The sequence below is a fragment of the Microbacterium protaetiae genome (assembly GCF_004135285.1).
GTDB lineage: Bacteria > Actinomycetota > Actinomycetes > Actinomycetales > Microbacteriaceae > Microbacterium > Microbacterium protaetiae.
Genome location: NZ_CP035494.1, coordinates 3,633,771 through 3,655,343, shown reverse-complemented (window position 1 = coordinate 3,655,343; position 21,573 = coordinate 3,633,771). Strand labels below are relative to the sequence as shown.

The window sequence follows — 21,573 nt, the reverse complement described above, 5'->3', positions numbered from 1 at the left end:
ATTTCCCTTCCGTACTCGCAAGGAAACCCTTATGAAGACTGACATCCACCCCGAATACCACGCCGTCGTTTTCCGTGACCTCGGCTCGGGCGAGACCTTCCTGACCCGTTCGACCGCGACCAGCGACAAGACCATCGAGCTCGATGGTGCCGAGTACCCGGTCATCGACGTCGAGATCTCGTCTGCCTCGCACCCGTTCTACACGGGCAAGCAGCGCATTCTCGACTCGGCCGGCCGCGTCGAGAAGTTCAACCAGCGCTTCAAGGGCTTCGGCGGCGCCAAGTAAGCTTCGTCCTTCTGGCAGGGCCCCGCTTCGGCGGGGCCTTCTGCATTCCCGGGAGAGTCGCGTCAGCGAATCGGCCAGCTGCCGTCGAGTTTTTCGGCCGGGTCGATCCGGCCGATCCGCACGAAGTATTCGGTGAGGCTCTCGGCCTGATCTCGCGCCCAGCCGATCTGCTGCGTGTGCAGCTCGATCGCGGTGGTCGGCAGCGCGTCGGGGAATCGCTGCGCCAGTGCCAGGGCGACACGCCCGGCCGCCACGGCATCGGCGCACGCTTCGTGCGCGTCGTCGCCGAGTTGCACCGCGTAGTGCGCGGCCACGGCGGTGAGCGTGCGCTTGCCGCGCCGGTACCGGTCGCATGCCTTGTCGATGACGAGTGGGTCGATCACCGGCGAGGGCGTGGCGATCGGCGCGACGCCGTGCCGAACGGCCTCGTGGGCCAGCAGCGAGAAGTCGAAGGGCGCGTTGTAGGCGACCACGGGGATGCCGGCCTCGAACAGCACGCGCACCGCCGCGGTGACCTCGGCGACGACCTCGGCCGCAGGGCGGCCCTCGGCCTGGGCGCGCGCTGTCGTCACTCCGTGCACGGCGGCTGCGGCATCCGGAATCGGCACGCCCGGATCGGCGAGCCAGTCGTGAGCGTCGAGCACAGCGCCGGTGCCGTCGAGCACTCCCACGTGCGCGGTGACGATGCGATCGCGGGTGACATCGATGCCCGTCGTCTCGAGGTCGAACACCCCCACTCGTGAAGACCATTCCGGCGCATCGAAGAGGGGAAGTTCGTCCATGCCGCCTACGGTATGGCACACCCCCGACATCCGTGTTCCGGCATGCCGGGTCCGTAGACTTCTCAGGTGACAGTACCCAGCCCGTATGCCGAACAGCTCGCCGCCATCCCGGTGCAGCGCCGCGAGGTTCAGGTGCTTGGCGGCACGAGCGCCTACTGGGTGTACGGGCCCGCGGATGCGGCCACCACGATCCTGGCGGTGCACGGTTTTCGCGGCGAGCACCACGGCCTCGAGCCGATCGTGGCGCAGTTGCCCGACGTGCGGTTCATCTCACCCGATCTGCCGGGATTCGGCGAGTCCGCGCCGCTGCCGGACCGTGTGCATGACCTCGACGCCTATGTCGACTGGCTCACCGCCTTCGCTGCAGCGGTCGCGCCGGGGGCGCCCGTGCTCGGTCACAGCTTCGGCTCGATCGTCGCGGCGGCCGCGGTCGCGCACGCACTGCCCACGCCGCGGTTGATCCTGGTCAATCCGATCGGCGCACCGGCGCTGTCGGGACCGCGCGGAGTGTTCACGCGGCTCGCCGTCTTCTACTACTGGGCCGGGGCCAAGCTGCCGGCGCGGCTGGGAGAGGCGCTGCTGCGCAATCGCCTCATCGTGCGCGTGATGAGCCTGGCAATGGTCAAGACGAAGGATGCCGCGCTGCGGCGCTTCGTGCACGATCAGCACGACACCTACTTCTCCCGTTTCGCCGACCGCGACGTGCTGCACGACGCCTTCGTCACCAGCGTGTCGCACGACGTGCGCGAGTCTGCGGCCGAGATCGCCGTGCCCACGCTGCTGATAGCGGCGCAGCGCGACGACATCACGCCGATCGAGAAGGAGCGCGAGCTCGCGACCCTCTTCTCTGCCGTCGAGCTCGTCGAGATCCCCGATGTCGGCCATCTCATCCACTACGAGACGCCGCAGCCGGCCGCGGCAGCGATCAGGCGGTTCCTCGCGCCAGCTCCATGAGCGGGCGCACCCGATAGTCGATCACCTCGCCCATCACCAGCGAGGTCTCGGTGCGCTCGACACCCTCGATGGCGAGAATGCGGGCATCGGTGTCGAAGAGGTGCTGCGTGTCGCGGCATGCGACCCGCACGAGCAGATCGACCTCGCCGGACAGACCGTGCGCCTGGAGCACCTCGGGCACGCGGTGCAGTTCGGCCGTGATCTGCGGCAACTCTGCCTGGCGGACGGTGACCGAGATGAACGCCTCGATCGGAAAACCCATCGCGCTCGGTGAGAGTGAACGTTCGAAGGAGAGGAACACGCCCGACCGCTCCAGACGCGCCATCCGCGCCTGCACGGTGTTCCGGCTCAGCCCCAGGGCGTCGGCCAGTGCCACCACGGTGGCGCGCGGTTCGCGCGAGAGGATCGCCAGAAGCTCCAGGTCGACGCTGTCCAGGTGGGCCATAGTGCGAAACACTAGCACGGTCGGCAGAAGGGAAATTGCGCAACATGCTCAGCCCTGCCGCGGATGCTTGAGCTAGGTGCGACATCGACGTAGCCTCAGGGTATCCGGCGAAGACGCCGGCTCATCACGCGGTGCGCCCCACGAGGGACCCGCGAGAAGGAGGGATGACGATGGTGCACACCCTGACCCCGACCGCCGATCTCAAGACCGATGTCGACGACGTCGCCCGGCTGCTGACCGCCGACGGCGAGCGCATCCACGATAGCGACCTCGACGGGTGGGTCGCCGATCTCGACGCTGCGCAGCTGCGGGCGCTCTACCGCGACATGGTGCTGCTGCGGCGCATCGATTCCGAGGGCATGGCTCTGCAGCGCCAGGGACAGTTGGGCCTGTGGGCGCCCTCCAACGGCCAGGAAGCGACCCAGATAGGCACCGCACGGGTGCTGCGCACCGACGACTTCGCGTTCCCGAGCTACCGCGAGACCGGCGTCGTGTACGCGCGGGGTGCCAAGCCCGAAGGTTTCCTGCGGGCCTGGCGCGGCGAGGCGCACTCCAGCTACGATCCGCACGAGCTCGGCACCGCCGTGCAGCAGATCATCATCGGCGCGCAGGCTCTGCACGCCGTCGGTTATGCCATGGGCATCCAGCGTGATGGCGCCGACCAGGTCGTGGCCACCTGGTTCGGCGACGGCGCCACCAGCCAGGGCGATGTGAACGAGGCGATGGTGTTCGCCGCGTCGTACCAGGCGCCGGTCGTGTTCGTGTGCACGAACAACCAATACGCGATCAGCGAGCCGGTGGGCGTGCAGGCGAAAGCCCCCATCGCCGGTCGTGCGCCGGGCTTCGGCATCCCGAGCATGCGCGTGGACGGCAACGACATCCTCGCCGTCACCGCCGCCATGCGATGGGCCACCGAACACGCCCGCACCGGCAAAGGCCCTGCGTTCATCGAGGCGGTGACTTACCGGATGGGACCGCACACCACCAGCGACGACCCCACGCGTTATCGCGACAAGGACGAACTGGAACGCTGGCGCGAGCGCGACCCGCTCACCCGCGTCGAGGCGTATCTGCGCAGCATCGGTGAGTTCGATGATGCGTTCGCCGCGCAGGTGCAGCAGGATGCCGACGAGCTGGGCGCCGCGGTGCGGCCGACGTGTCTGGCGATGACCAGTGCCCCGGCCCTCAGCATCCTCGACAACGTCTACGCTGAACCGCACACCGGCCTCGACGAGGAGAAGACCTGGTTCGCCGCCTACCTCGACGGCTTCGCCGAGGAGGCGCAGCGATGACCGAACTGACCATGGCAAAGGCCCTCAACGAGGGACTGCGCCGCGCTATGCGAGACGACGACAAGGTCCTGGTCATGGGGGAGGACATCGGCAAGCTCGGTGGCGTGTTCCGCATCACCGACGGCCTGCAGGCGGAGTTCGGCGCGCAGCGCATCGTCGACACACCGTTGGCCGAATCCGGCATCATGGGCACGGCGGTCGGGCTCGCCTACCGCGGATACCGGCCGGTCGTCGAGATCCAGTTCGACGGATTCGTGTACCCGGCGTTCGACCAGATCGTCTCGAACGTCGCCAAGCTGCACTACCGTTCGCAGGGCGCGGTGAAGATGCCGATCACCATCCGCATCCCTTGGGCGGGGGGAGTCGGGGCCGCCGAGCACCACTCCGAATCGCCCGAGGCTTATTTCGTGCACACCTCGGGTCTCCGCGTGGTGGCCGTGTCGAATCCGCAGGACGCCTACGTGGTGCTGCGGCAGGCCATCGCCTGCGATGACCCGGTGGTGTTCTTCGAGCCCAAGCGGCTCTACCACGGCAAGGGAGAGGTCGACCTCGACGTCGATCTCGCCGACGCGGCGCCGATGGGGCTGGCGCGCATCGCGCGTGCGGGCTCCGACGTGACGCTGCTCACCTACGGCGCACAGGTGTCGACGGCGATGGATGCTGCGACCGTGGCCGAAGACGAGGGCATCGACATCGAGGTGATCGATCTGCGCTCGCTGTCGCCGGTGGACTATAAGACCGTCACCGCCTCGGTGCGCAAGACCGGACGGGTCGTGGTCACCCACGAGGCCGCGCGCGAAGCGGGCCTGGGCGCCGAGTTGATCGCGAGTGTCACCGAGCGCTGCTTCTACCACCTGGAGACCCCGCCGGTGCGGGTGACCGGGTGGGACATTCCGTACCCGCCCGCCAAACTCGAGAAGAACCATGTGCCCGACCTCGACCGCATCCTCGACGGCGTCGACCGGGTGCTGGATCGCCCGAACAGCCTGACGGGGGTGGAACTGTGACCCAGGACTTCCGACTCCCCGACCTCGGCGAAGGGCTTCCCGAAGCCGAGCTCGTGCAGTGGCTGGTCGCCGAGGGCGACACTGTCAGCCTGAACCAGAACATCGCCGAAGTCGAGACGGCCAAGGCGGTCGTCGAGCTTCCCTCGCCGTTCGCGGGCACCGTGCAGAAGCTGCACCATGCCGCCGGCGACACCATTGATGTGGGCGATGTGATCGTCACGTTCGCTGTTGCCGGCGAGGCGGGGGATGCCGCGGCTGCGCCGGCTGCCCCGGCTGCGCAAGAAGCGGCCCCGGCTGCGCAAGAAGGGGCAGCCGAGCCCGAAGAGGAGAAGGCCACACCGAACCTTGTCGGGTATGGCGCCGCACCGCGCAAGAACGCGCGCCCGCAGCGCAGAACGCGGATGGCCCGCGCCGACGGCGTTGCATCGACGACCGACACCGCCGTGCTGGAGGCCGCGCCGCATGACGCCATCGTCGAGCAGCCGCTGGAGCGTCCCATCGAACGGCCGCGGTCGACACCACCGGTGCGCAAGCTCGCCAAGGACCTCGGCGTCGATCTCGCACTCGTGGAGGCGACAGGATCGACCGGCCTCATCACACGTGCCGACGTCGAGGCGTATGCGGCACGCATCCAGGTCACGTCGGGAACGGCCGAGCTCAATGAACGGGGGCGGGATGCGGCATCCGTCCCCGCCGCCGCAGGGGACGAGCGCGTCACGCGCCGGCCCATCCGCAGCGTGCGCAAGGCGACGGCTGAGGCCATGGTGCGCAGCGCTTTCACCGCGCCGCATGTGACGACGTTCCAGACCGTCGATGTCACCGCGACGATGGAACTGGTCGCCTCACTCAAGGCGGATCGGTCGTTGGAGGGCCACCGGATCGGTGTCATGGCCGTCGCGGCGAAGGCCGTGTGCCTGGCACTCGGTCGCAACCCGAGCCTGAACGCGAAGTGGGACGACGCGGCCGGAGAGATCGTCGAGCACCACTACGTCAACCTGGGGGTGGCGGCGGCCACCGACCGCGGGCTGATAGTGCCGGTGATCCCGGATGCCGATGCCATGACGCTCACCGAGCTGGCCGACGCGATCGGCGATCTCGCCGCGGTTGCGCGATCGGGTAAGACGCCGCCGTCGGCGATGACCGGTGGAACGTTCTCGATCACGAACTTCGGCGTCTTCGGCGTCGAGGCGGGCACGCCGATCCTCAACCCGGGGGAGGCGGGCATTCTCGGTCTGGGCACCGTGGCGCACCGCCCGTGGGAGCACGACGGCGAGATCGTCTTGCGCGATGTGATGACGCTCAGCCTGTCGTTCGACCACCGGCTTGTCGATGGCGCGGAGGGCTCGCGCTTCCTCGTCGACGTCGCGCGCGTGCTCGAGCAGCCCGGGCGGGCGATGCTGTTGCGCTGACGCGCGCCGCCGCGCGCCGCGCGCGGGTCGGCGGGCGTCGTCGCGCCCCGCGTCGCCGCGCGCCCGCCGACGCCGCGAGACAGGGGATTCGCGCCGAGACAAGGGGCCACGCCCCATGTCTCGCGCGGATTCCCCTGTCTCGGTGCTAGATCGAGGCCCCGCAGCCGAGACTTTTCCACGATTCGGGGAGCATCGCGGGACTCGGGTCGCGGGGAATCCAGGGCGACCAATCGGCCTGGAACGGCCAGCCACGCGATGTCGCCAGCCCGAACGCCTGCGCGCCGGCGGCCCGGATGCGCGCGACCTGCTCGGGAGTCGTCTCGCCCACCGATGCGAGAAAGTCGAGTTCGTCCTCATCTTTGTACTCGACGATCCAGCGGCCCCGGGCGTCGTCAACGGTCACATCCAGTGTGCCGTCGGCGGTGTCGAAGCCGAGGGATGTTCTCTGCCATGGGGTCTCGATGTTGATGTACCAGCCGGGCAGCCACCTCGTGCCGTCGTGCCATCGCCACACCGACCAGGGGGTGCCGCGCTCGTGCACGCGCACCACCGCGGTACCTCGCCACTTTGCGCTCACGTGGGTGCCGTCCCAGTCGGCAGCGAGGACGAGCCGGCCTCGAGGGCCGCTGCCTTCGCCGGCGCGGCGGCGGAGGTCCGAGCCGACCGTGGTGCACACGACGCTGAGATCAGGCGTATCCACGATCACGCGCCCGGCGACGGCAAAGCCGACGGCGTTTCCGCGGCCCGGGTACGACCTCACGCTTCGCAGCGCGACGACGGAACCGGAATCGAAGCAGGGGGTCGAGGCGGTCTGCGGGGACTTTGCGGTGTCAGGCATCGCGGTGATGCTATCGGGATCTGCGGCGTATCGTGAGCGAAAAGGGTGATGAGATGCGGAATGGTTCACCGATCACGACCGGTGTTCTCGGCCTGACCTTGGCTGTGGCCGTGGCCGCGAGCCTCACGGCGTGTGCGTGGTTCGCGGGCTCGCCGCGGCGTGAGACTCCCGCGGTGGCATCGACGTCGCCCGATCCGGCGCCGTCCCTGGTGCTCGGGTGCGGCACCGGGTTCGGCGCATCGGCGGCGGATTCCGGGCTCAGCGACGCCCACCCGATCTGGAGTCTGGGCTGGCAGGGCGTGTCGGACGGCATGACGCCCTACGTGATCACGGGGCCCGACGGGCGGGAGTGGAACAGCGTCAAGGCGCCGATCAGCGTCGCAGCGTCGGCAGGCGGGAGCGTGCGGGTCGTCTCACCGGCGTCGGCACGACTCGTGGTCGCGACCGCCCAGGTGTGGGCGCAGGCAGCCGAGGTCAGTCCCTTGACCTACATCGCCACAGCTGCTGATCTTCCCGCGTGCGATGCCGTCGACGCCTATCCCTCTCTGATCCTCGCTCCCGCTCTCGCATGCGTGACGATCAGAGTGGCTCCCGCGTCGCGCTCGCCATACGAGGTGCACGTGCCCGTCGGGTCTTCTGACTGCCCGTGAGCTGCGTCCTGAGCCGCGAGAACCGGCGTTCAGATCGTCAGCGCTGCCCAGGCGAGTTGCTCGAGAACCTCGCGCACCTCGTTCTCGGCGGGTACGGCGCGCAGACCCCGCACGCTGTGCGGCGTCGAGTTGATCAGCCCGAACACCGCATGCGCGCGCACGCGCAGATTCGCATCGGTGCGGGACGAATGGATGCCGCGCAGCACACCCACCCACAGTTCCACGTACTCGCGCTGCAGCCGGCGCACCCGATGCCTCTCGGTGTCGGCGAGCGAGGTGAGATCGCGATCCTGCACGCGGATGACGTCGGCATCGGTGAGCGCGAAATCGACGTGGAACCGGATCAGCGCCTTCAAGCCCGACGTCGCGTCGCCTTCTGCGGCCACGACCGCCTCGCCGCCCTGCAGCAGATGCTCGCTGACTCCGACCAGGATCGCCGCCAGGAGTGCCTGCTTGCTCGCGAAATGACGGTACACGGCCGGACCGCTCACACCGACGGCGGCGCCGATCTCTTCCAGGCTCACCCCGGTGAACCCGCGTTCGGCGAACAGCCGTGCCGCCGCCGCGATCAGATCGGCCTGGCGGCGAGACTTGGCGCGTTCGCGATCAGTCGGAGCCGTTGTCATTTCAGTTAATCCTCGCTAACATTGTAGCTCGGTTAGCGAACATTAACAGTTTGCGACAGTCGATGGAGATGTGATGACCGGACGGGCACCGACGATCGCGACCGCGCCCACCGGCGGCGACGCTTTCGAGCGCAATCGCGCCGCGCAGCAAGAGCTGGCCAGCCAGTTGCGCGAGCGCCTCGCGCGAGCGGCACAGGGCGGTCCGCCGGCCTCCCGCGACCGGCATGTGGCGCGCGGCAAACTGCTGCCGCGCGACCGGGTCACCCGGCTGCTCGACGAGGGCAGTCCGTTCATCGAGCTCGCGCCGCTGGCCGCCGAGGGACTCTATGACGGTCAGGCACCTTCCGCCGGAGTCATTGCGGGCATCGGACTGGTGCACGGCAGGCACGTCATGGTCGTGTGCAACGATGCCACGGTCAAGGGCGGCACCTACTACCCGATGACCGTCAAGAAGCACCTGCGCGCGCAGGAGGTGGCACTCGAGAACCGGCTGCCCTGCGTCTATCTCGTCGACTCGGGCGGCGCTTTCCTGCCGATGCAAGACGAGGTCTTCCCCGACCGCGACCACTTCGGGCGCATCTTCTTCAATCAGGCCAGGCTCTCGGCCGCCGGCATCCCACAGATCGCCGCCGTCCTGGGCTCGTGCACGGCCGGTGGCGCGTACGTGCCCGCGATGAGCGACGAGACCGTGATCGTCCGAAACCAGGGCACGATCTTCCTGGGTGGGCCGCCGCTGGTGAAGGCCGCCATCGGCGAGATCGTCACCGCCGAGGAGCTCGGCGGGGGTGAGCTGCACGCCCGCCGCTCGGGCGTCGTCGACCACCTCGCCGAGAACGACGAGCACGCGCTGGAGATCGTGCGCGACATCGTCGCGACCCTGCCACCTTCGGACGAGCCCGCATGGGAGGTCGACGCCGACGAGCCACCGCTCGCCGACCCGCACGAGCTCTACGGCGTCGTTCCCGTCGATGTGAACCAGCCATACGACGTGCGTGAGGTCATCGCGCGATTGGTCGACGGCAGCGAGCTGCACGAGTTCAAGAAGGAGTACGGCACAACGTTGGTGACGGGTTTCGCCCACATCCACGGCCAGCCGGTCGGGATCATCGCGAACAACGGCGTGCTCTTCAGCGAGTCGGCGCTCAAGGGGGCGCACTTCATCGAGCTGTGCGATCAGCGCGGCGTGCCGCTGCTGTTCCTGCAGAACATCTCGGGCTTCATGGTGGGGCGGGATGCCGAAGCCGGCGGCATCGCGAAGGACGGGGCCAAGATGGTCACCGCCGTCGCCACCACCCGCGTGCCCAAGCTGACCGTCGTCATCGGCGGGTCGTTCGGTGCCGGCAACTACTCGATGTGCGGCCGGGCGTACTCGCCGCGATTCCTGTGGACGTGGCCGGCCAGCCGCATCTCGGTGATGGGCGGCGCGCAGGCCGCCTCCGTGCTGTCGACGGTCAAGCGCGATCAGCTGGAGGGCCGCGGCGAACAATGGTCGGCCGAGGACCAGGCGGCGTTCGAGGAACCCGTGCGTGCGCAATACGAACAGCAGGGCAGCCCCTACTACGCCACCGCCCGGCTGTGGGACGACGGAGTGATAGATCCCGCTGACACCCGCGACCTGCTCGGGCTCGCCCTCGACGTCGTCTCGCGCTCACCCCTGCCCGAACCGCGCTTCGGCGTCTTCCGGATGTGAGGCACCGTGTTCGATACCGTCCTGATCGCCAACCGCGGTGAGATCGCGCGCCGTGTCATCCGCACGCTGCGCCGCCTGGGCATCCGCTCCGTCGCCGTCTACAGCGACGCGGATGCCACCGCCCCGCATGTGACCGAAGCCGACGAGGCCGTGCGGATCGGGCCGGCCGAGGCATCCCGTTCCTATCTGGACATCGACGCGATCATCGCCGCCGCACGCGCGGCGGGGGCGCAGGCTGTCCACCCGGGGTATGGTTTCCTCTCCGAGAACGCGGCGTTCGGGCGCGCGTGCGCCGACGCCGGCATCGTGTTCATCGGCCCGGGGGAGCAGGCGCTCGATGTCATGGCCGACAAGATCCGCGCCCGTGAGCACGTCGCCGCCCGCGGAGTGCCCATTGTGCCGGGGTTCAGCGCGGCCGGCATGGACGACGACCGGATCGTCGAGGCCGCACGCGAGGCCGGCTTTCCGCTGCTGATAAAGCCGTCCGCCGGCGGCGGCGGCAAGGGGATGCACGAGGTGCACTCCGAGGACGAGGTTCGGGATGCCGTCGCCACAGCACGGCGCGTCGCGAAAGCAGCCTTCGGCGATGACACGCTGCTGTTCGAGCGGCTCATCCAACGCCCACGGCACATCGAGGTGCAGGTGCTCGGTGACACGTACGGCACTGTGGTGCACCTGGGTGAACGTGAATGCACCCTGCAGCGACGCCACCAGAAGGTGATCGAAGAGTCTCCCTCGCCGCTCATCGACGCCGCGACGCGCGCACGCCTGGGCGAAGCCGCGTGTGCGGCTGCGGCATCCGTCGCCTACACCGGCGCCGGAACGGTCGAGTTCATCGTCTCTGCTGACAAACCCGACGAGTTCTTCTTCATGGAGATGAACACGCGCCTGCAGGTCGAGCATCCGGTGACCGAACTGGTGACCGGCGTCGACCTGGTCGAACAGCAGCTGCGCATCGCCGCGGGCGAGCCGCTCACGCTGGGCGAAGTGGCCCTCGACGGTCATGCCATCGAGGCGCGCGTGTATGCCGAGGCCCCCTCGCGTGGGTTTCTGCCGGCTACCGGCTTCGTGCTGCGGTGGCAGAGCGCCGAGGGAGTGCGCACGGATGCCGCGGTTCAGACCGGAAGCGCCGTCACGACCGATTACGACCCGATGATCGCGAAGGTCATCGCGCACGGCGATGACCGAACCCAGGCCCTGGCGAGATTGGATGCGGCGCTGGCCGACACGGTGCTGTTCGGAGTCGAGAGCAACATCGACTTTCTGCGGGCATTGCTGGCCGATCCCGTCGTGCAGGCCGGCGATATGAACACCGGGCTCATCGACCGGATGCCGCCGTTCGAAGACCCCGAGCCGAGTCAGGCGGCCCTGGATGCGGCGGCGCACGCGATGCCCGTCGAGAAGGGCGACCTCTGGCACAGCCGTTCGGGCTGGCGGATGGGCGCCGACCCCGTGCCGCCGCGGGCCCGGTTCGAGACATCGCGTGGCACGGTCGTTGAGCGAGCGAGCGAAGCGAGCGAGTCGAAACGACACAGCGACGCGGCCGTCGTTTCGACTCGCTGCGCTCGCTCAACGACCGGGGGCGCGGCGACCGGTGAGATCTGGGTGCATGCCGACGGCGTCACCTCGGTGCTGACCCCGCTGACTCGACGCCAGGAGATGGAGCGTCGCCTTGCGCAGCGCGAGCGCGAGTCGGGGGCGTCCGATCCCGAACTGCACGCGCCGATGCCGGGCGCTGTGGTGGCCGTGCACGTCGCCGATGGCGCAGCGGTGAAGGCCGGCGACAAGCTCGTCTCGATCGAGGCGATGAAGATGGAACACCCCGTGACGGCGCCGCATGACGGCATCCTCACCCTGAAGGTCGCCACCGGCGATCAGGTGCGCCGCGATCAGATCATCGCGCGCGTGACCGCAACGGAATGAAGGACACATGGACACCTACACCACCTATGACGTCAGCGACGACGAACGCGAGCTGGCAGGCCTTGCCCGCGAGTTCGCCGACACGGTGATCGCGCCGATAGCGTATGAGGCCAACCGCACCCACACGCTGCCGTTGGATGTCGTCGCTCAGATGGGCGAGATGGGGCTTTTCGGCCTGCCGTTTCCCGAGGAGTACGGCGGCCAGGGTGGTGACTACTTTGCGCTGGGCCTGGCCATCGAGGCCATCGGGCGCGTCGACCAGTCGCTGGCCATCACGCTCGAAGCCGGCGTCAGCCTGGGCGCGATGCCTATATTCCGATTTGGGAATGAGGCGCAGAAGCGCGAGTATCTGCCCGATCTGCTGGCCGGTCGCGCGCTGGCCGGCTTCGGACTCACCGAGCCGGACGCCGGATCGGATGCCGGAGCCACCCGCACGACGGCGCGTCTGGAGGGTGACGAATGGGTGATCAACGGGGCCAAGCAGTTCATCACGAACTCGGGCACCGACATCACGCGGTTCGTCACAGTGACCGCGGTCACCGGCGAGCAGGATGGGCGCAAGGAGATCTCGACGATCATCGTTCCCAATGGCACGCCGGGTTTCACGGTCGAGCCGGCCTACGACAAAGTCGGCTGGCACGCGTCTGACACGCATCCGCTCGGCTTCGCCGACGCCCGGGTGCCGGCAGCGAACCTGCTGGGCGAGCGTGGGCGCGGGTTCGCTGCCTTCCTGCACATCCTCGACGAGGGGCGCATCGCCATCGCGGCCCTGGCCACCGGCGCCGCCGAGGGGTGCGTGGACGCGGCCGTCGACTATGCGCACAGTCGCACGGTGTTCGGGCAGCCGCTTGCCAGCAAGCAGGCCATGCAGTTCAAGATCGCGCGCATGCAAGCCCGCGTGCACACCGCACGGCTCGCGTGGCACCACGCCGCGCGCCTGCGCGACGCCGGCAAGCCGTTCAAGACCGAGGCGGCGATCGCCAAGCTCGTCGCCGGCGATGCGGCCATGGACAATGCGCGGGATGCCACACAGGTGTTCGGCGGCAACGGCTTCATGAACGAATACCCGGTGGCGCGGCACTACCGCGACTCGAAGATCCTCGAGGTCGGCGAAGGCACCACCGAGGTGCAGCTGCTGGTGATCGCCCGCGCACTCGGGCTAGCGTGAGAGCCATGACCGAGATCGTGCAGCGCGGGCTGTACTACGAGGAGTGCGAGATCGGTGCGCGGTATCTGCACCGGCCCGGGCGCACCGTCACCGAGGCCGACAACATTCTGTTCTCGGCGCTGACGATGAACACGCAGGCGCTGCACCTGGATGCCGCCTACTCGGCGACGCAGCCGTTCGGCAAGCCGCTGATGAACTCGATGTGGACGCTGTCGACGCTGGTGGGGATGTCGGTGGCCCAGATCACGCAGGGCACCCTGGTGGCCCAGCTGGGGCTTTCGGAGATCTCCTTTCCGCACCCCGTGTTCGCCGGCGACACCCTGTACGGCGACACCGAAATAGTGTCGAAGCGGCTGTCACGGTCGCGCCCGGGGCAGGGGCTGGTCACGATGACGCACACCGGACGCAATCAGGACGACGAGGTCGTGGCCACCGTCACCCGCGTTGCGCTGATGTGGTGTCTGCCAAAGGAGGACGCATGAGCTTTCAGATGGGACCGGCGCTGCTGTTCTGCCCGGCCGACCGCCCCGAGCGGTTCGCGAAGGCCGCCGAGCGTGCCGACGCGGTCATCCTCGACCTCGAAGACGCTGTCGCCGAGGATGCCAAGGCCGCCGCCCGCGGTCATGTCATCGACAGCGATCTGGATCCGGCCCGCACGATTGTGCGGATAAACCCGCTGGATTCCCCGCACGCGGCATCCGATCTGTCGACCCTCTCGCAGACCGACTACCGCACCGTCATGGTGGCCAAGAGCGAGTCGGCGAAAAAGCTCGCGAAGTTCGACCACCGGTTCCAGGTGATAGCCCTGTGCGAGACCGCCCGGGGCGTGGTGCAGGCGGAGAAGATCGCAGCTCTTGACAACGTGGTCGCGCTGATGTGGGGCGCAGAAGACCTGGTCGCCTCGCTCGGTGGCACCTCAAGCCGCAAGAAGAACGGGCACTACCGCGATGTCGCGGTGCACGCGCGCTCGCGTGTGCTGCTGGCGGCCGGCGCGCGTGGCAAGGCGGCGATCGATGCCGTGCACCTGGATATCGCAGACGCGCGCGGGCAGTCGAAAGAGGCCGTGGATGCTGCGGCCAGCGGGTTCGCCGCGACGGCATGCATCCATCCCACGCAGGTGGAACTCGTACGGGATGCGTATCGCCCCGCCGCCAAGACGGTGGCGTGGGCGCGAGCGGTGCTCGCAGCCGCCGAGGGCGAGCGTGGCGTGTTCTCGTTCGAGGGGCGGATGGTCGACGAGCCGGTGCTGCGGCACGCGCGGGCGATGCTCGCGCGGGCTCAGTGAGCGACGGTGTCGAGAAGACGCAGCCGATCGCGCTCGATGAGGATCGTGTAGCCGCCGCCGTTGGGCAGCCGGCTGGCGGGATCGGGTAGCTCGCCGTGACTGATGTGCCGCACGAGCTCGCGGATGAGCGCGCCGTGCGAGACGACGATGGCCGATGCCGCGCCCGGCGCGGTCAGCCGCCGCACATCGCGCGCGACCTGGCGCACACCGCGCACGGCACGGCGGCGCACCTGCGGCCAGGGCTCGGCACCGGGCAGATCGGTGGGGCGGGGCGAGCCCCAGCGCTCCTCGATGTCGGCGGCGGTCATCCCCTCAGCCTCGCCGTATGCGCGCTCGCGCAGATCGGGGTACAGGTGCGGGGCGGGCAGGTCGAGCTCGTCGGCGATGATCTGGGCGGTCTCGCGCGCTCGCGCCAGATCGCTGGCCGCGACCGCGACGGGCAGTGCCGGGTCCATGCGATCGAGCAGGATCGCGGCCGTGTCGCGGGCCTGCTGCCGGCCGGTGTCGTTGAGCGGGATGTCGCTGGTGCCCTGGATGCGGCCGGTGCGGTTCCAGTCGGTCTCGCCGTGGCGGATGAGCGTCAGGGTGGTCACAGCACGAGCTTATCGGGGGCGCCGTGAGTACTCCGTCACAGTTGTGCGGTGCAGGGCGTGCGGGGCATCGGGGGCGAACCCCGCCTGGGTGAGAGTGCGCGCGATGCCTTCGTCGTCGTCGGCGATGTCGGTGGCCACCCAGACGGTGCGCACGTCGGTCCAGTCGATATCCCCAGGGGCGCGGGTCACGTCGGTGAACACGCCGGTGCTCATGCCCGAGCGCACGAATGCGACATCATCCAGGCCGCGGAACGAGCCGGGGTAGCCGTCGATGGCCAGACGGGGTCGCAGGGTGAAGGGCCCGTCGTTGGCCAGGAACACAGCATCACCGGGCGACGCGTGGTCGTGGATGTAGCCGGCGAGCTGGGCCAGATCGCTGCCGCCGCCCTTCGCGTACGGCGTGCGCTGGGCGAGGTATGTCGGCGCGCAGACGATCGCGAGCACAGCCGCCGCGGCCAGGCCCGAACGGTGCCAGGGCAACCCGGTGATCGCGACGGCGAGCAGCAGCGCCATGCCGGGAGCGGCGAACGACAGGTACCGTGCGAGATACAGCGGCCCGGCCATGGCATCGGCCGCCCACAGTGCCGCCGACGGCACGAACGCCCATGCCAGACCGAGGATGACCAGGGATGTGCCCGTGCGCGCCACGATAGTGCGCCAGCGCGCGGTGGCCATCACGAGCAGGACCAACGCGAGAACAGCGGCCGGCAGCGAGCTTTCGAACCAGGGCTCGACGAACAGCATCCACGGAGTGACGGCGCCCTCTGCCGAGATCCACGCGATCTGCGCGCGCTGGCGGGAGGCCAGCGCCAGCAACGGCGCCGTCGCGACAACGGCGCCGGCGACCGCGAGCAGCCACCGGCGCAGCATCCCGCGACGCTCTGCGACGACGAAGACGAGGTGTACCAGGCACATCAGGAGGGTGTCGAGAAAGAGGTAGGCGCCGACGGCCACGAGCGCGGCGTAGAGCGCCCACCACCATGTGGTGCGGCGCCGTGATGCCACCACGAGGGCCACCACGCCCCATACGACGATGGCCGTCGCCAGTGCGTAGGAACGCGCTTCGGCACCCATAAAGGTGGTGCGCGGCAGCAGGGCGAAGATCACGCCCGCCCACACTCCCACCTTCAGCCGGCCGCAGACGGCTCCGACAGCGACGACGCCGGCGGCGGCGAGTCCGACGGCCAGAGCGGAGAGCAGGCGTGTCGCGAACGGTGAATCGCCGGCCACGAGCACCCACACATGCAGGAGCGCGTCGTAGAGAGCGTGCACGCCGTCTTTGTGCTGGATGAACCCCCACAGTGCGACAGGCGTCAAGCGTGCCGCCTGCACGCTGGCGATCTCGTCGGCCCAGTATGAGGGAACCTGCGAGCCGCCGGCGGCGAGCACAGCCGCCGCGCTGCCGGTGACCACGGCGGCGACGGCCGGGCGCGGGGGCCGGATCGGCGTGCGGTGCACCCGCGGTGACACGACTGCGCTCACTTGTGCACAGTAGCGCGCGCGAAGCTCAGTGCGACCGAATGAGTCGCTCCGCGATCGCCGAGAGCGCCTCGCTCGTGCCGGCGTCGATCTTGACGGTGGCGCGGGCATCGGCGCGCGTCTCGCCACGATTCACGATCACGATCGGGATGCCGCGCCGCTGTGCCCGCTGGATGAGACGCATGCCCGAGTTGACCACCAGCGACGAGCCCGCGACCAGCAGGGCCTCGGCGGTCGCGAGAATCTGCTCCGCGCCGGCGAACCGGGCCGGTGGGATCGTCTCACCGAAGAACACGACCTCGGGTTTCAGCATCCCGCCGCAGATTCCGCAGTCGGGCACGACGAAGCCGTCCACCGAATCGGGGCGCACGTAGCCGTCGGGCAGCAGCACCGCGTCTTCGCTGGTTGTGATCCACGGGTTGTCGGCCTCGATGCGCACGGCCAGATCGCGCCGGTCGAACACCTGCCCGCAATGCAGACAGATCACACGACGCAGCGTGCCGTGCAGCTCGACCACGCGCTCGGACCCCGCCTCGAGATGTAGCCCGTCGACGTTCTGCGTGATGACGCCGTTGCTGACACCGCGGCGTTCGAGCTCTGCGAGGGCTCGGTGCCCGGCGTTGGGTCGGGCCGCGGCGAACCGGCGCCAGCCCAGGTGACTGCCGATCCAGTACCGCCGGCGCGCGGCGTCGGTCGCGAGAAACTGCTGCACGGTCATCGGGGTGCGCACCGGCGCGTGCTCGCCCCGGTAATCGGGGATGCCCGAGTCGGTGGAGATGCCCGCCCCGGTCAGCACGGCGATACGTCGGCCGGTCAGGGCGGCTGCGGCATCCTCGAACACCAGCCCAGGTTACGCGTTCGGCGTTGCGGCAGGCATGCTGGTGGGGTGAGCGTGATCCGCATCGACGACCCGTCCGACCCCCGTCTGGCGGACTACCGCGACCTCACCGACGTTGCGCTGCGGCGGGTGCTCGAACCTGCCGGCGGGCTGTACATGGCAGAGTCCGCCAAGGTGCTGGCCCGGTCTCTGGAGGCCGGGCACCGGCCGCGCTCGGTGCTCGTGCAAGATAAGTGGCTGGCCGATGCCGCGGCGTTGCTGGAGGGGCGCGACGATGTTCCCGTCTACGTCGTGCCGGCCACTGTGGCCGAGAAGCTCACCGGCTATGCGGTGCACCGCGGGCTGCTCGCCGCCATGCACCGGCCAAAGCTGCCCCCGGCGGCTGACGTGCTGCGCGATGCGCGCCGCGTGCTGGTCCTGGACGACATCGTGGATCACACGAACGTGGGAGCGATGTTCCGCGGCGCGGCAGGGCTCGGCGCCGATGCGGTGCTGGTGGGTCCTCGCTGCGCCGACCCGCTCTACCGCCGCAGCGTGCGGGTGAGCATGGGCACCGTGTTCCAGGTGCCGTGGACTCGACTGCCCGAGTGGCCTGCCGCCGGCGACGTGCTGCATGAAGCCGGGTTTCACCTTGCCGCTCTCGCACTCGCCGACGGAGCCATCTCACTCGACGAGTTCGCCGCTGCGCCGCCCGAGCGTGTCGCCCTCATGCTCGGCGCCGAGGGCGACGGCCTGGGTCGCAAGGCGCTGGGCGCTGCCGACACGGTGGTGACGATCCCGATGGCCGGGGGAGTGGACTCGCTCAACGTCGCCGCGGCCGCCGCCGTCGCGATGTGGGCGCTGCGGGTCTGAGCGCGGGGTGATCGGACCCGCGGGCCGGCGGAGCGCGGGCTGACGGGATGCCGGTGCCCGTCCGTGATGCCGGTGCCCGTCCGTGATGCCGGCCCGTCCGCGATGCCGGCCCGATTTGTCGCTTCACAGCCGTGAGGCGACGAGGTGGGACGGTGTTGGCGGCGCGGGCTGCAAGGTGCCGTCCCGATGTGTCGTTTGGTGCGGGCGATGCGACGAGATGGGACGGCGGACTTGAGCGCGCGTCGCGGGCGACGGGATGCTGCGCCCGCGCCGGGATGCCGGCCCGATTTGTCGCTTCAAGACCGTGAAGCGACAAGGTGGGACGGCGTTGGCGGCGCGGGCTGCAAAACGCCGGCCCGATTTGTCGGTTGGCGCGCGCGATGCGACGAGATGGGACGGCGGACTTGAGCGCGCGTCGCGGGCGACGGGATGCTGCGCCCGCGCCGGGATACCGGCCCGATTTGTCGCTTCACAGCCGTGAGGCGACGAGGTGGGACGGTGTTGGCGGCGCGGGCTGCAAAACGCCGGCCCGATTTGTCGGTTGGCGCGCGCGATGCGACGAGATGGGACGGCGGACGTCGGTGCGTGGTGCGGCCGCGAGGGGATGCTGCGGCCGCGAGGGGATGGTGCGGCCGCGAGGGGATGGTGCGGCCGCGAGGGGATGCCGCGGTCTAGACCTTGTCGCCGCGGTGGGCCGCGGCATCCTTCCCCGGCGCCAGCGTGGTCACCGGCAGGGGTTCGGGCCGCTTCGCGGTGACGTTGTCGCCCGAGGACTGGTGGCGCAGCCGGCGCAGCACCCAGGGAACGAGGTGGGTACGCGCCCACACGAGGTCTTCGGCGCGGGCTTCGCGCCAGGTGCGCACGGGCAGCGGGTCGGGCTCCATCGGGGTCAGGTCGTTGGGCACGTTCAGGGCACGCAGCACCATGCGCGCCACCTCGTGGTGACCGAGCGCGTTGAAATGCAGCCGATCGTCAGTGAAGAAGCGTGGGTCCTGCACGGTCTTCAGCGCCCACTGATCGGCCACGATGCAGTCATACTCGTCGGCGATGGCGCGGATGTTCTCGTTGTAGATGGCCACCTTGCCGCGGATGCCCCGGAACACCGGCGTGAACTCGGTGTCGATACCGGTGAACACCACTATCGTGGCGCCGCTGCCGGCCAGTCGCACGACGGCGTCGCGGAAGAGCTCCGAGACCTCGTCGGGGTCGGTACCGGGCCGGATGACGTCGTTGCCGCCGGCAGAGAAGGTGATCAGATCGGGTTTGAGCGCCAGCGCCGGTTCGATCTGATCAGCGGCGATCTGCCGAATGAGTTTGCCGCGCACGGCGAGGTTGGCATAGGCGAAGTCGTCGACCTGACTGGAGAGCACTTCGGCGACCCGGTCGGCCCACCCACGGAACACATCGGGGTCGTCGGGGGAGGGATCGCCCACCCCCTCGGTGAACGAGTCGCCGAGCGCCACGAACCGTCGCCACGGGTGCAGGTCGGCATTGGGAACATAGGGACTGCGGTGATCGTCGGACATCGACTTCCTCCTCGGGACCGACATTCAGACTAATCGCGTTCATGGCCGGCGGTGTCGCAGCCTTCACCTAAGGTGGAATGTCGTCGCGCGAGCGGAAGGGAGACCGCATGGTGGAGGAGCACGCCACGTTGGGGAGCTTCGCCGCCGAACATCTCTCGCCCACCTACCCGCAGCGCGCCCCGTGGGGCACCGCGCAGCGGCTGCGTGCCTGGCAGGCCGAAGCCCTCGATCTGTACTTCGGCCTCGACGGGCCCGACGGCGTCGGCAAGGGACCGCGCGACTTTCTCGCCGCCGCCACCCCCGGAGCCGGCAAGACCACCTTCGCGCTGCGGCTGGCCAGCGAGCTGATGCGTCGCGGCGTCGTCGACCGCATCGTCGTGGTGGCGCCCACCGAGCACCTCAAGACGCAGTGGGCGGATGCCGCGGCCCGGGTGGGCATCCGGCTCGATCCCGCTTTCTCCAATCGGCATGCCGCTCCCGCGCGCGAGTATCACGGGGTTGCTGTCACCTACGCGCAGGTCGCGGTGAAGTCATCGGTGCACGAGCGGCTGGTGCTCGACAAGCGCAGCCTGGTGATCCTCGATGAGGTGCACCACGGCGGTGACGCGCTGAGCTGGGGCGACGCACTCCGCGACGCGTACCGGCGCGCGACACGGCGCCTGCTGCTCTCGGGCACACCGTTCCGCAGCGACACCGCGCCCATTCCGTTCGTGGAATACCACCCCGATCAGCACGGGATCCGTGTCTCGCGCACCGACTACAGCTACGGCTACCGGCGAGCGCTCGAAGACGGCGTCGTGCGCCCGGTCATCTTCCTGGTCTACGCCGGCAATATGCGCTGGCGCACCAAGACCGGCGATGAGATGGAGGCCCAGCTCGGGCAGGACAACACCAAGGACATCACGGCGCAGGCATGGCGCACAGCCCTCGACCCCCAGGGCGAATGGATCCCGGCCGTGCTGCGCAGCGCCGACCGGCGGCTCAGCGAAGTGCGCGAGCAGGTTGCGGATGCCGGGGGTCTGGTGATCGCCACCGATCAGACCGCTGCGCGCGCCTATGCCGACATGCTGCAGCAGATCACCGGAGAGCCGGTCACGGTCGTGCTCTCGGATGAAGCCGAGGCATCCGGTCGCATCGAAGCGTTCGCGCAGGGGACGAGCCGCTGGATGGTGGCCGTACGGATGGTCTCGGAGGGCGTGGACGTGCCGCGCCTGTCGGTGGGTGTCTATGCCACGAGCGCATCCACGCCGCTGTTCTTCGCGCAGGCGATCGGCCGCTTCGTGCGCGCCCGGCGGCGCGGCGAGACCGCCAGCGTGTTCTTGCCGCATGTGCCACAGCTGCTGGCACTGGCGAATGAACTCGAGCGGCAGCGCGATCATGCGCTGGACCGCGACAGCGGCGACGAGGAATGGGACGCCGAAGAAGACGCGATGGACGCGGCGCAGCGAGAGGAGAAGGCCTCCGACGCGCTCACCGATGAGTTCACCTATCAGGCGCTGGATTCGCACGCGCACTTTGATCGGGTGCTGTACGACGGCAAGGAGTTCGGCCAGCTGGCCACGCCCGGCACGCCCGAAGAAGAGGAGTTCCTCGGGCTACCGGGCCTTCTCGAGCCTGAGCACGTGCACGAGCTGCTCATGCAGCGGCAGGCGCGGCAGAGCCGGCACCGCGTCGCGCGCGAAGCGCATGACGGGCCGGGCGACCGTGACGACGCGCCGCCGCAGGCCCTGCATCGCACCCTGAAGGAACAGCGCCAGCTGCTCAACAGCCTCGTCGGGCTGTACGCGCGCCAGTCGGGGGAGGCCCATGCGATGGTGCACGCCGAGCTGCGGCGCACGTGCGGCGGACCGGCGGTGGGCCAGGCGACAGTGGCGCAGCTGCAGAAGCGCATCGACGTGCTGCGTCGCCGCGTGCACTCGTAGACTCGCCG

At 69.4% G+C, this 21,573-nt stretch carries 21 protein-coding genes; 13 read left to right on the top strand and 8 right to left on the bottom strand.

The features are described from left to right. Positions 1 to 31 precede the first annotated feature (31 nt). Positions 32 to 286 carry a type B 50S ribosomal protein L31 gene (locus ET475_RS17075; protein ID WP_129393082.1) on the top strand — a complete coding sequence of 85 codons (255 nt, stop codon included), beginning with the start codon at positions 32 to 34 and terminating at the stop codon, positions 284 to 286. A 62-nt stretch (positions 287 to 348) separates the two neighbouring features. On the opposite strand, the gene ET475_RS17070 is transcribed toward ET475_RS17075, so the two are convergent. Further along, positions 349 to 1,068: an exonuclease domain-containing protein gene (locus tag ET475_RS17070; RefSeq protein WP_242497692.1), complete on the bottom strand. Its 720-nt coding sequence runs from the start codon at positions 1,066 to 1,068 to the stop codon at positions 349 to 351. A 66-nt stretch (positions 1,069 to 1,134) separates the two neighbouring features. Between ET475_RS17070 and ET475_RS17065 the strand changes: the two genes are divergently transcribed. Further along, positions 1,135 to 2,022 (top strand): alpha/beta fold hydrolase, encoded by an 888-nt coding sequence (locus ET475_RS17065; protein ID WP_129393076.1) that lies wholly within the window; start codon positions 1,135 to 1,137, stop codon positions 2,020 to 2,022. Here the strand turns inward: ET475_RS17065 and ET475_RS17060 are convergent. Continuing rightward, positions 1,994 to 2,467 carry an Lrp/AsnC family transcriptional regulator gene (locus tag ET475_RS17060; protein ID WP_129393073.1) on the bottom strand — a complete coding sequence of 158 codons (474 nt, stop codon included), beginning with the start codon at positions 2,465 to 2,467 and terminating at the stop codon, positions 1,994 to 1,996. The genes ET475_RS17065 and ET475_RS17060 overlap by 29 nt on opposite strands. A 164-nt stretch (positions 2,468 to 2,631) precedes the next feature. Here ET475_RS17060 and pdhA point away from each other — a divergent pair, with 164 nt between their 5' ends. From pdhA to ET475_RS17045, 3 genes are read left to right on the top strand one after another with little or no spacing between them, the layout of a single operon-like run. Further along, on the top strand, positions 2,632 to 3,759 hold the full coding sequence (gene pdhA, locus ET475_RS17055; RefSeq protein ID WP_129393069.1) for a pyruvate dehydrogenase (acetyl-transferring) E1 component subunit alpha: 1,128 nt from the start codon (positions 2,632 to 2,634) through the stop codon (positions 3,757 to 3,759). Then, entirely contained in the window at positions 3,756 to 4,766 is a 1,011-nt protein-coding gene (locus tag ET475_RS17050; protein WP_129393066.1) for an alpha-ketoacid dehydrogenase subunit beta, read from the top strand. Before pdhA ends, ET475_RS17050 begins: the two co-directional genes overlap by 4 nt. Beyond that, positions 4,763 to 6,175, top strand: a complete 1,413-nt coding sequence (locus ET475_RS17045) for a dihydrolipoamide acetyltransferase family protein (RefSeq protein WP_129393063.1) — start codon at positions 4,763 to 4,765, stop codon at positions 6,173 to 6,175. Before ET475_RS17050 ends, ET475_RS17045 begins: the two co-directional genes overlap by 4 nt. A 145-nt stretch (positions 6,176 to 6,320) precedes the next feature. Here ET475_RS17045 and ET475_RS17040 read toward each other — a convergent pair whose 3' ends face one another. Then, positions 6,321 to 7,013, bottom strand: coding sequence for a ribonuclease FAU-1 family protein (locus ET475_RS17040; RefSeq protein ID WP_129393060.1), 693 nt, complete (start codon positions 7,011 to 7,013; stop codon positions 6,321 to 6,323). Between the two features lie 53 nt (positions 7,014 to 7,066). Here ET475_RS17040 and ET475_RS17035 point away from each other — a divergent pair, with 53 nt between their 5' ends. Continuing rightward, positions 7,067 to 7,663, top strand: a complete 597-nt coding sequence (locus tag ET475_RS17035; RefSeq protein ID WP_129393056.1) for a hypothetical protein — start codon at positions 7,067 to 7,069, stop codon at positions 7,661 to 7,663. A gap of 29 nt (positions 7,664 to 7,692) precedes the next feature. Here ET475_RS17035 and ET475_RS17030 read toward each other — a convergent pair whose 3' ends face one another. Beyond that, positions 7,693 to 8,289 (bottom strand): SACE_7040 family transcriptional regulator, encoded by a 597-nt coding sequence (locus ET475_RS17030; RefSeq protein ID WP_129393053.1) that lies wholly within the window; start codon positions 8,287 to 8,289, stop codon positions 7,693 to 7,695. Positions 8,290 to 8,362: 73 nt separating this feature from the next. Here ET475_RS17030 and ET475_RS17025 point away from each other — a divergent pair, with 73 nt between their 5' ends. Genes ET475_RS17025 through ET475_RS17005 form a run of 5 tightly spaced genes read left to right on the top strand, consistent with a single transcriptional unit; the run spans position 8,363 to position 14,355 of the window. Continuing rightward, complete coding sequence (locus tag ET475_RS17025) at positions 8,363 to 9,979, top strand: carboxyl transferase domain-containing protein (RefSeq protein WP_129393050.1); 1,617 nt, start codon at positions 8,363 to 8,365, stop codon at positions 9,977 to 9,979. Positions 9,980 to 9,985: 6 nt separating this feature from the next. Next, positions 9,986 to 11,902, top strand: a complete 1,917-nt coding sequence (locus ET475_RS17020; protein ID WP_129393047.1) for an acetyl/propionyl/methylcrotonyl-CoA carboxylase subunit alpha — start codon at positions 9,986 to 9,988, stop codon at positions 11,900 to 11,902. Positions 11,903 to 11,909: 7 nt separating this feature from the next. Then, positions 11,910 to 13,070 carry an acyl-CoA dehydrogenase family protein gene (locus ET475_RS17015; protein WP_129393044.1) on the top strand — a complete coding sequence of 387 codons (1,161 nt, stop codon included), beginning with the start codon at positions 11,910 to 11,912 and terminating at the stop codon, positions 13,068 to 13,070. 5 nt (positions 13,071 to 13,075) lie between these two features. After that, positions 13,076 to 13,552, top strand: a complete 477-nt coding sequence (locus ET475_RS17010) for a MaoC family dehydratase (RefSeq protein WP_129393041.1) — start codon at positions 13,076 to 13,078, stop codon at positions 13,550 to 13,552. Beyond that, entirely contained in the window at positions 13,549 to 14,355 is an 807-nt protein-coding gene (locus ET475_RS17005) for an HpcH/HpaI aldolase/citrate lyase family protein (protein ID WP_129393038.1), read from the top strand. Before ET475_RS17010 ends, ET475_RS17005 begins: the two co-directional genes overlap by 4 nt. Here the strand turns inward: ET475_RS17005 and ET475_RS17000 are convergent. From ET475_RS17000 to ET475_RS16990, 3 genes are read right to left on the bottom strand one after another with little or no spacing between them, the layout of a single operon-like run. Continuing rightward, a complete protein-coding gene (locus ET475_RS17000) occupies positions 14,349 to 14,948 on the bottom strand; it encodes a histidine phosphatase family protein (RefSeq protein ID WP_129393035.1) in 600 nt (199 codons plus the stop codon). The genes ET475_RS17005 and ET475_RS17000 overlap by 7 nt on opposite strands. 9 nt (positions 14,949 to 14,957) lie before the next feature. Next, on the bottom strand, positions 14,958 to 16,430 hold the full coding sequence (locus ET475_RS16995) for a glycosyltransferase family 39 protein (RefSeq protein ID WP_129393032.1): 1,473 nt from the start codon (positions 16,428 to 16,430) through the stop codon (positions 14,958 to 14,960). Between the two features lie 25 nt (positions 16,431 to 16,455). Next, entirely contained in the window at positions 16,456 to 17,271 is an 816-nt protein-coding gene (locus ET475_RS16990) for a Sir2 family NAD-dependent protein deacetylase (protein WP_129393029.1), read from the bottom strand. A gap of 42 nt (positions 17,272 to 17,313) precedes the next feature. On the opposite strand from ET475_RS16990, the gene ET475_RS16985 reads away from it, so the two are divergent. Beyond that, positions 17,314 to 18,117, top strand: coding sequence for a TrmH family RNA methyltransferase (locus tag ET475_RS16985; protein ID WP_129393026.1), 804 nt, complete (start codon positions 17,314 to 17,316; stop codon positions 18,115 to 18,117). 671 nt (positions 18,118 to 18,788) lie between these two features. On the opposite strand, the gene ET475_RS16980 is transcribed toward ET475_RS16985, so the two are convergent. After that, entirely contained in the window at positions 18,789 to 19,643 is an 855-nt protein-coding gene (locus ET475_RS16980) for an SGNH/GDSL hydrolase family protein (RefSeq protein ID WP_129393023.1), read from the bottom strand. Positions 19,644 to 19,750: 107 nt separating this feature from the next. On the opposite strand from ET475_RS16980, the gene ET475_RS16975 reads away from it, so the two are divergent. After that, complete coding sequence (locus ET475_RS16975) at positions 19,751 to 21,565, top strand: DEAD/DEAH box helicase (RefSeq protein ID WP_129393020.1); 1,815 nt, start codon at positions 19,751 to 19,753, stop codon at positions 21,563 to 21,565. Positions 21,566 to 21,573: the final 8 nt, after the last annotated feature.

Excerpts from the sequence above, each read along its gene's own strand:
- ET475_RS17075 (WP_129393082.1), top strand. The coding sequence starts at position 32 with ATGAAGACTGACATCCACCCCGAATACCACGCCGTCGTTTTCCGTGAC.
- ET475_RS17070 (WP_242497692.1), bottom strand. The coding sequence starts at position 1,068 with ATGGACGAACTTCCCCTCTTCGATGCGCCGGAATGGTCTTCACGAGTG.
- ET475_RS17060 (WP_129393073.1), bottom strand. The coding sequence starts at position 2,467 with ATGGCCCACCTGGACAGCGTCGACCTGGAGCTTCTGGCGATCCTCTCG.
- pdhA (WP_129393069.1), top strand. The coding sequence starts at position 2,632 with ATGACGATGGTGCACACCCTGACCCCGACCGCCGATCTCAAGACCGAT.
- ET475_RS17050 (WP_129393066.1), top strand. The coding sequence starts at position 3,756 with ATGACCGAACTGACCATGGCAAAGGCCCTCAACGAGGGACTGCGCCGC.
- ET475_RS17040 (WP_129393060.1), bottom strand. The coding sequence starts at position 7,013 with ATGCCTGACACCGCAAAGTCCCCGCAGACCGCCTCGACCCCCTGCTTC.
- ET475_RS17035 (WP_129393056.1), top strand. The coding sequence starts at position 7,067 with ATGCGGAATGGTTCACCGATCACGACCGGTGTTCTCGGCCTGACCTTG.
- ET475_RS17030 (WP_129393053.1), bottom strand. The coding sequence starts at position 8,289 with ATGACAACGGCTCCGACTGATCGCGAACGCGCCAAGTCTCGCCGCCAG.
- ET475_RS17025 (WP_129393050.1), top strand. The coding sequence starts at position 8,363 with ATGACCGGACGGGCACCGACGATCGCGACCGCGCCCACCGGCGGCGAC.
- ET475_RS17015 (WP_129393044.1), top strand. The coding sequence starts at position 11,910 with ATGGACACCTACACCACCTATGACGTCAGCGACGACGAACGCGAGCTG.
- ET475_RS17010 (WP_129393041.1), top strand. The coding sequence starts at position 13,076 with ATGACCGAGATCGTGCAGCGCGGGCTGTACTACGAGGAGTGCGAGATC.
- ET475_RS17005 (WP_129393038.1), top strand. The coding sequence starts at position 13,549 with ATGAGCTTTCAGATGGGACCGGCGCTGCTGTTCTGCCCGGCCGACCGC.
- ET475_RS16980 (WP_129393023.1), bottom strand. The coding sequence starts at position 19,643 with ATGTCCGACGATCACCGCAGTCCCTATGTTCCCAATGCCGACCTGCAC.
- ET475_RS16975 (WP_129393020.1), top strand. The coding sequence starts at position 19,751 with ATGGTGGAGGAGCACGCCACGTTGGGGAGCTTCGCCGCCGAACATCTC.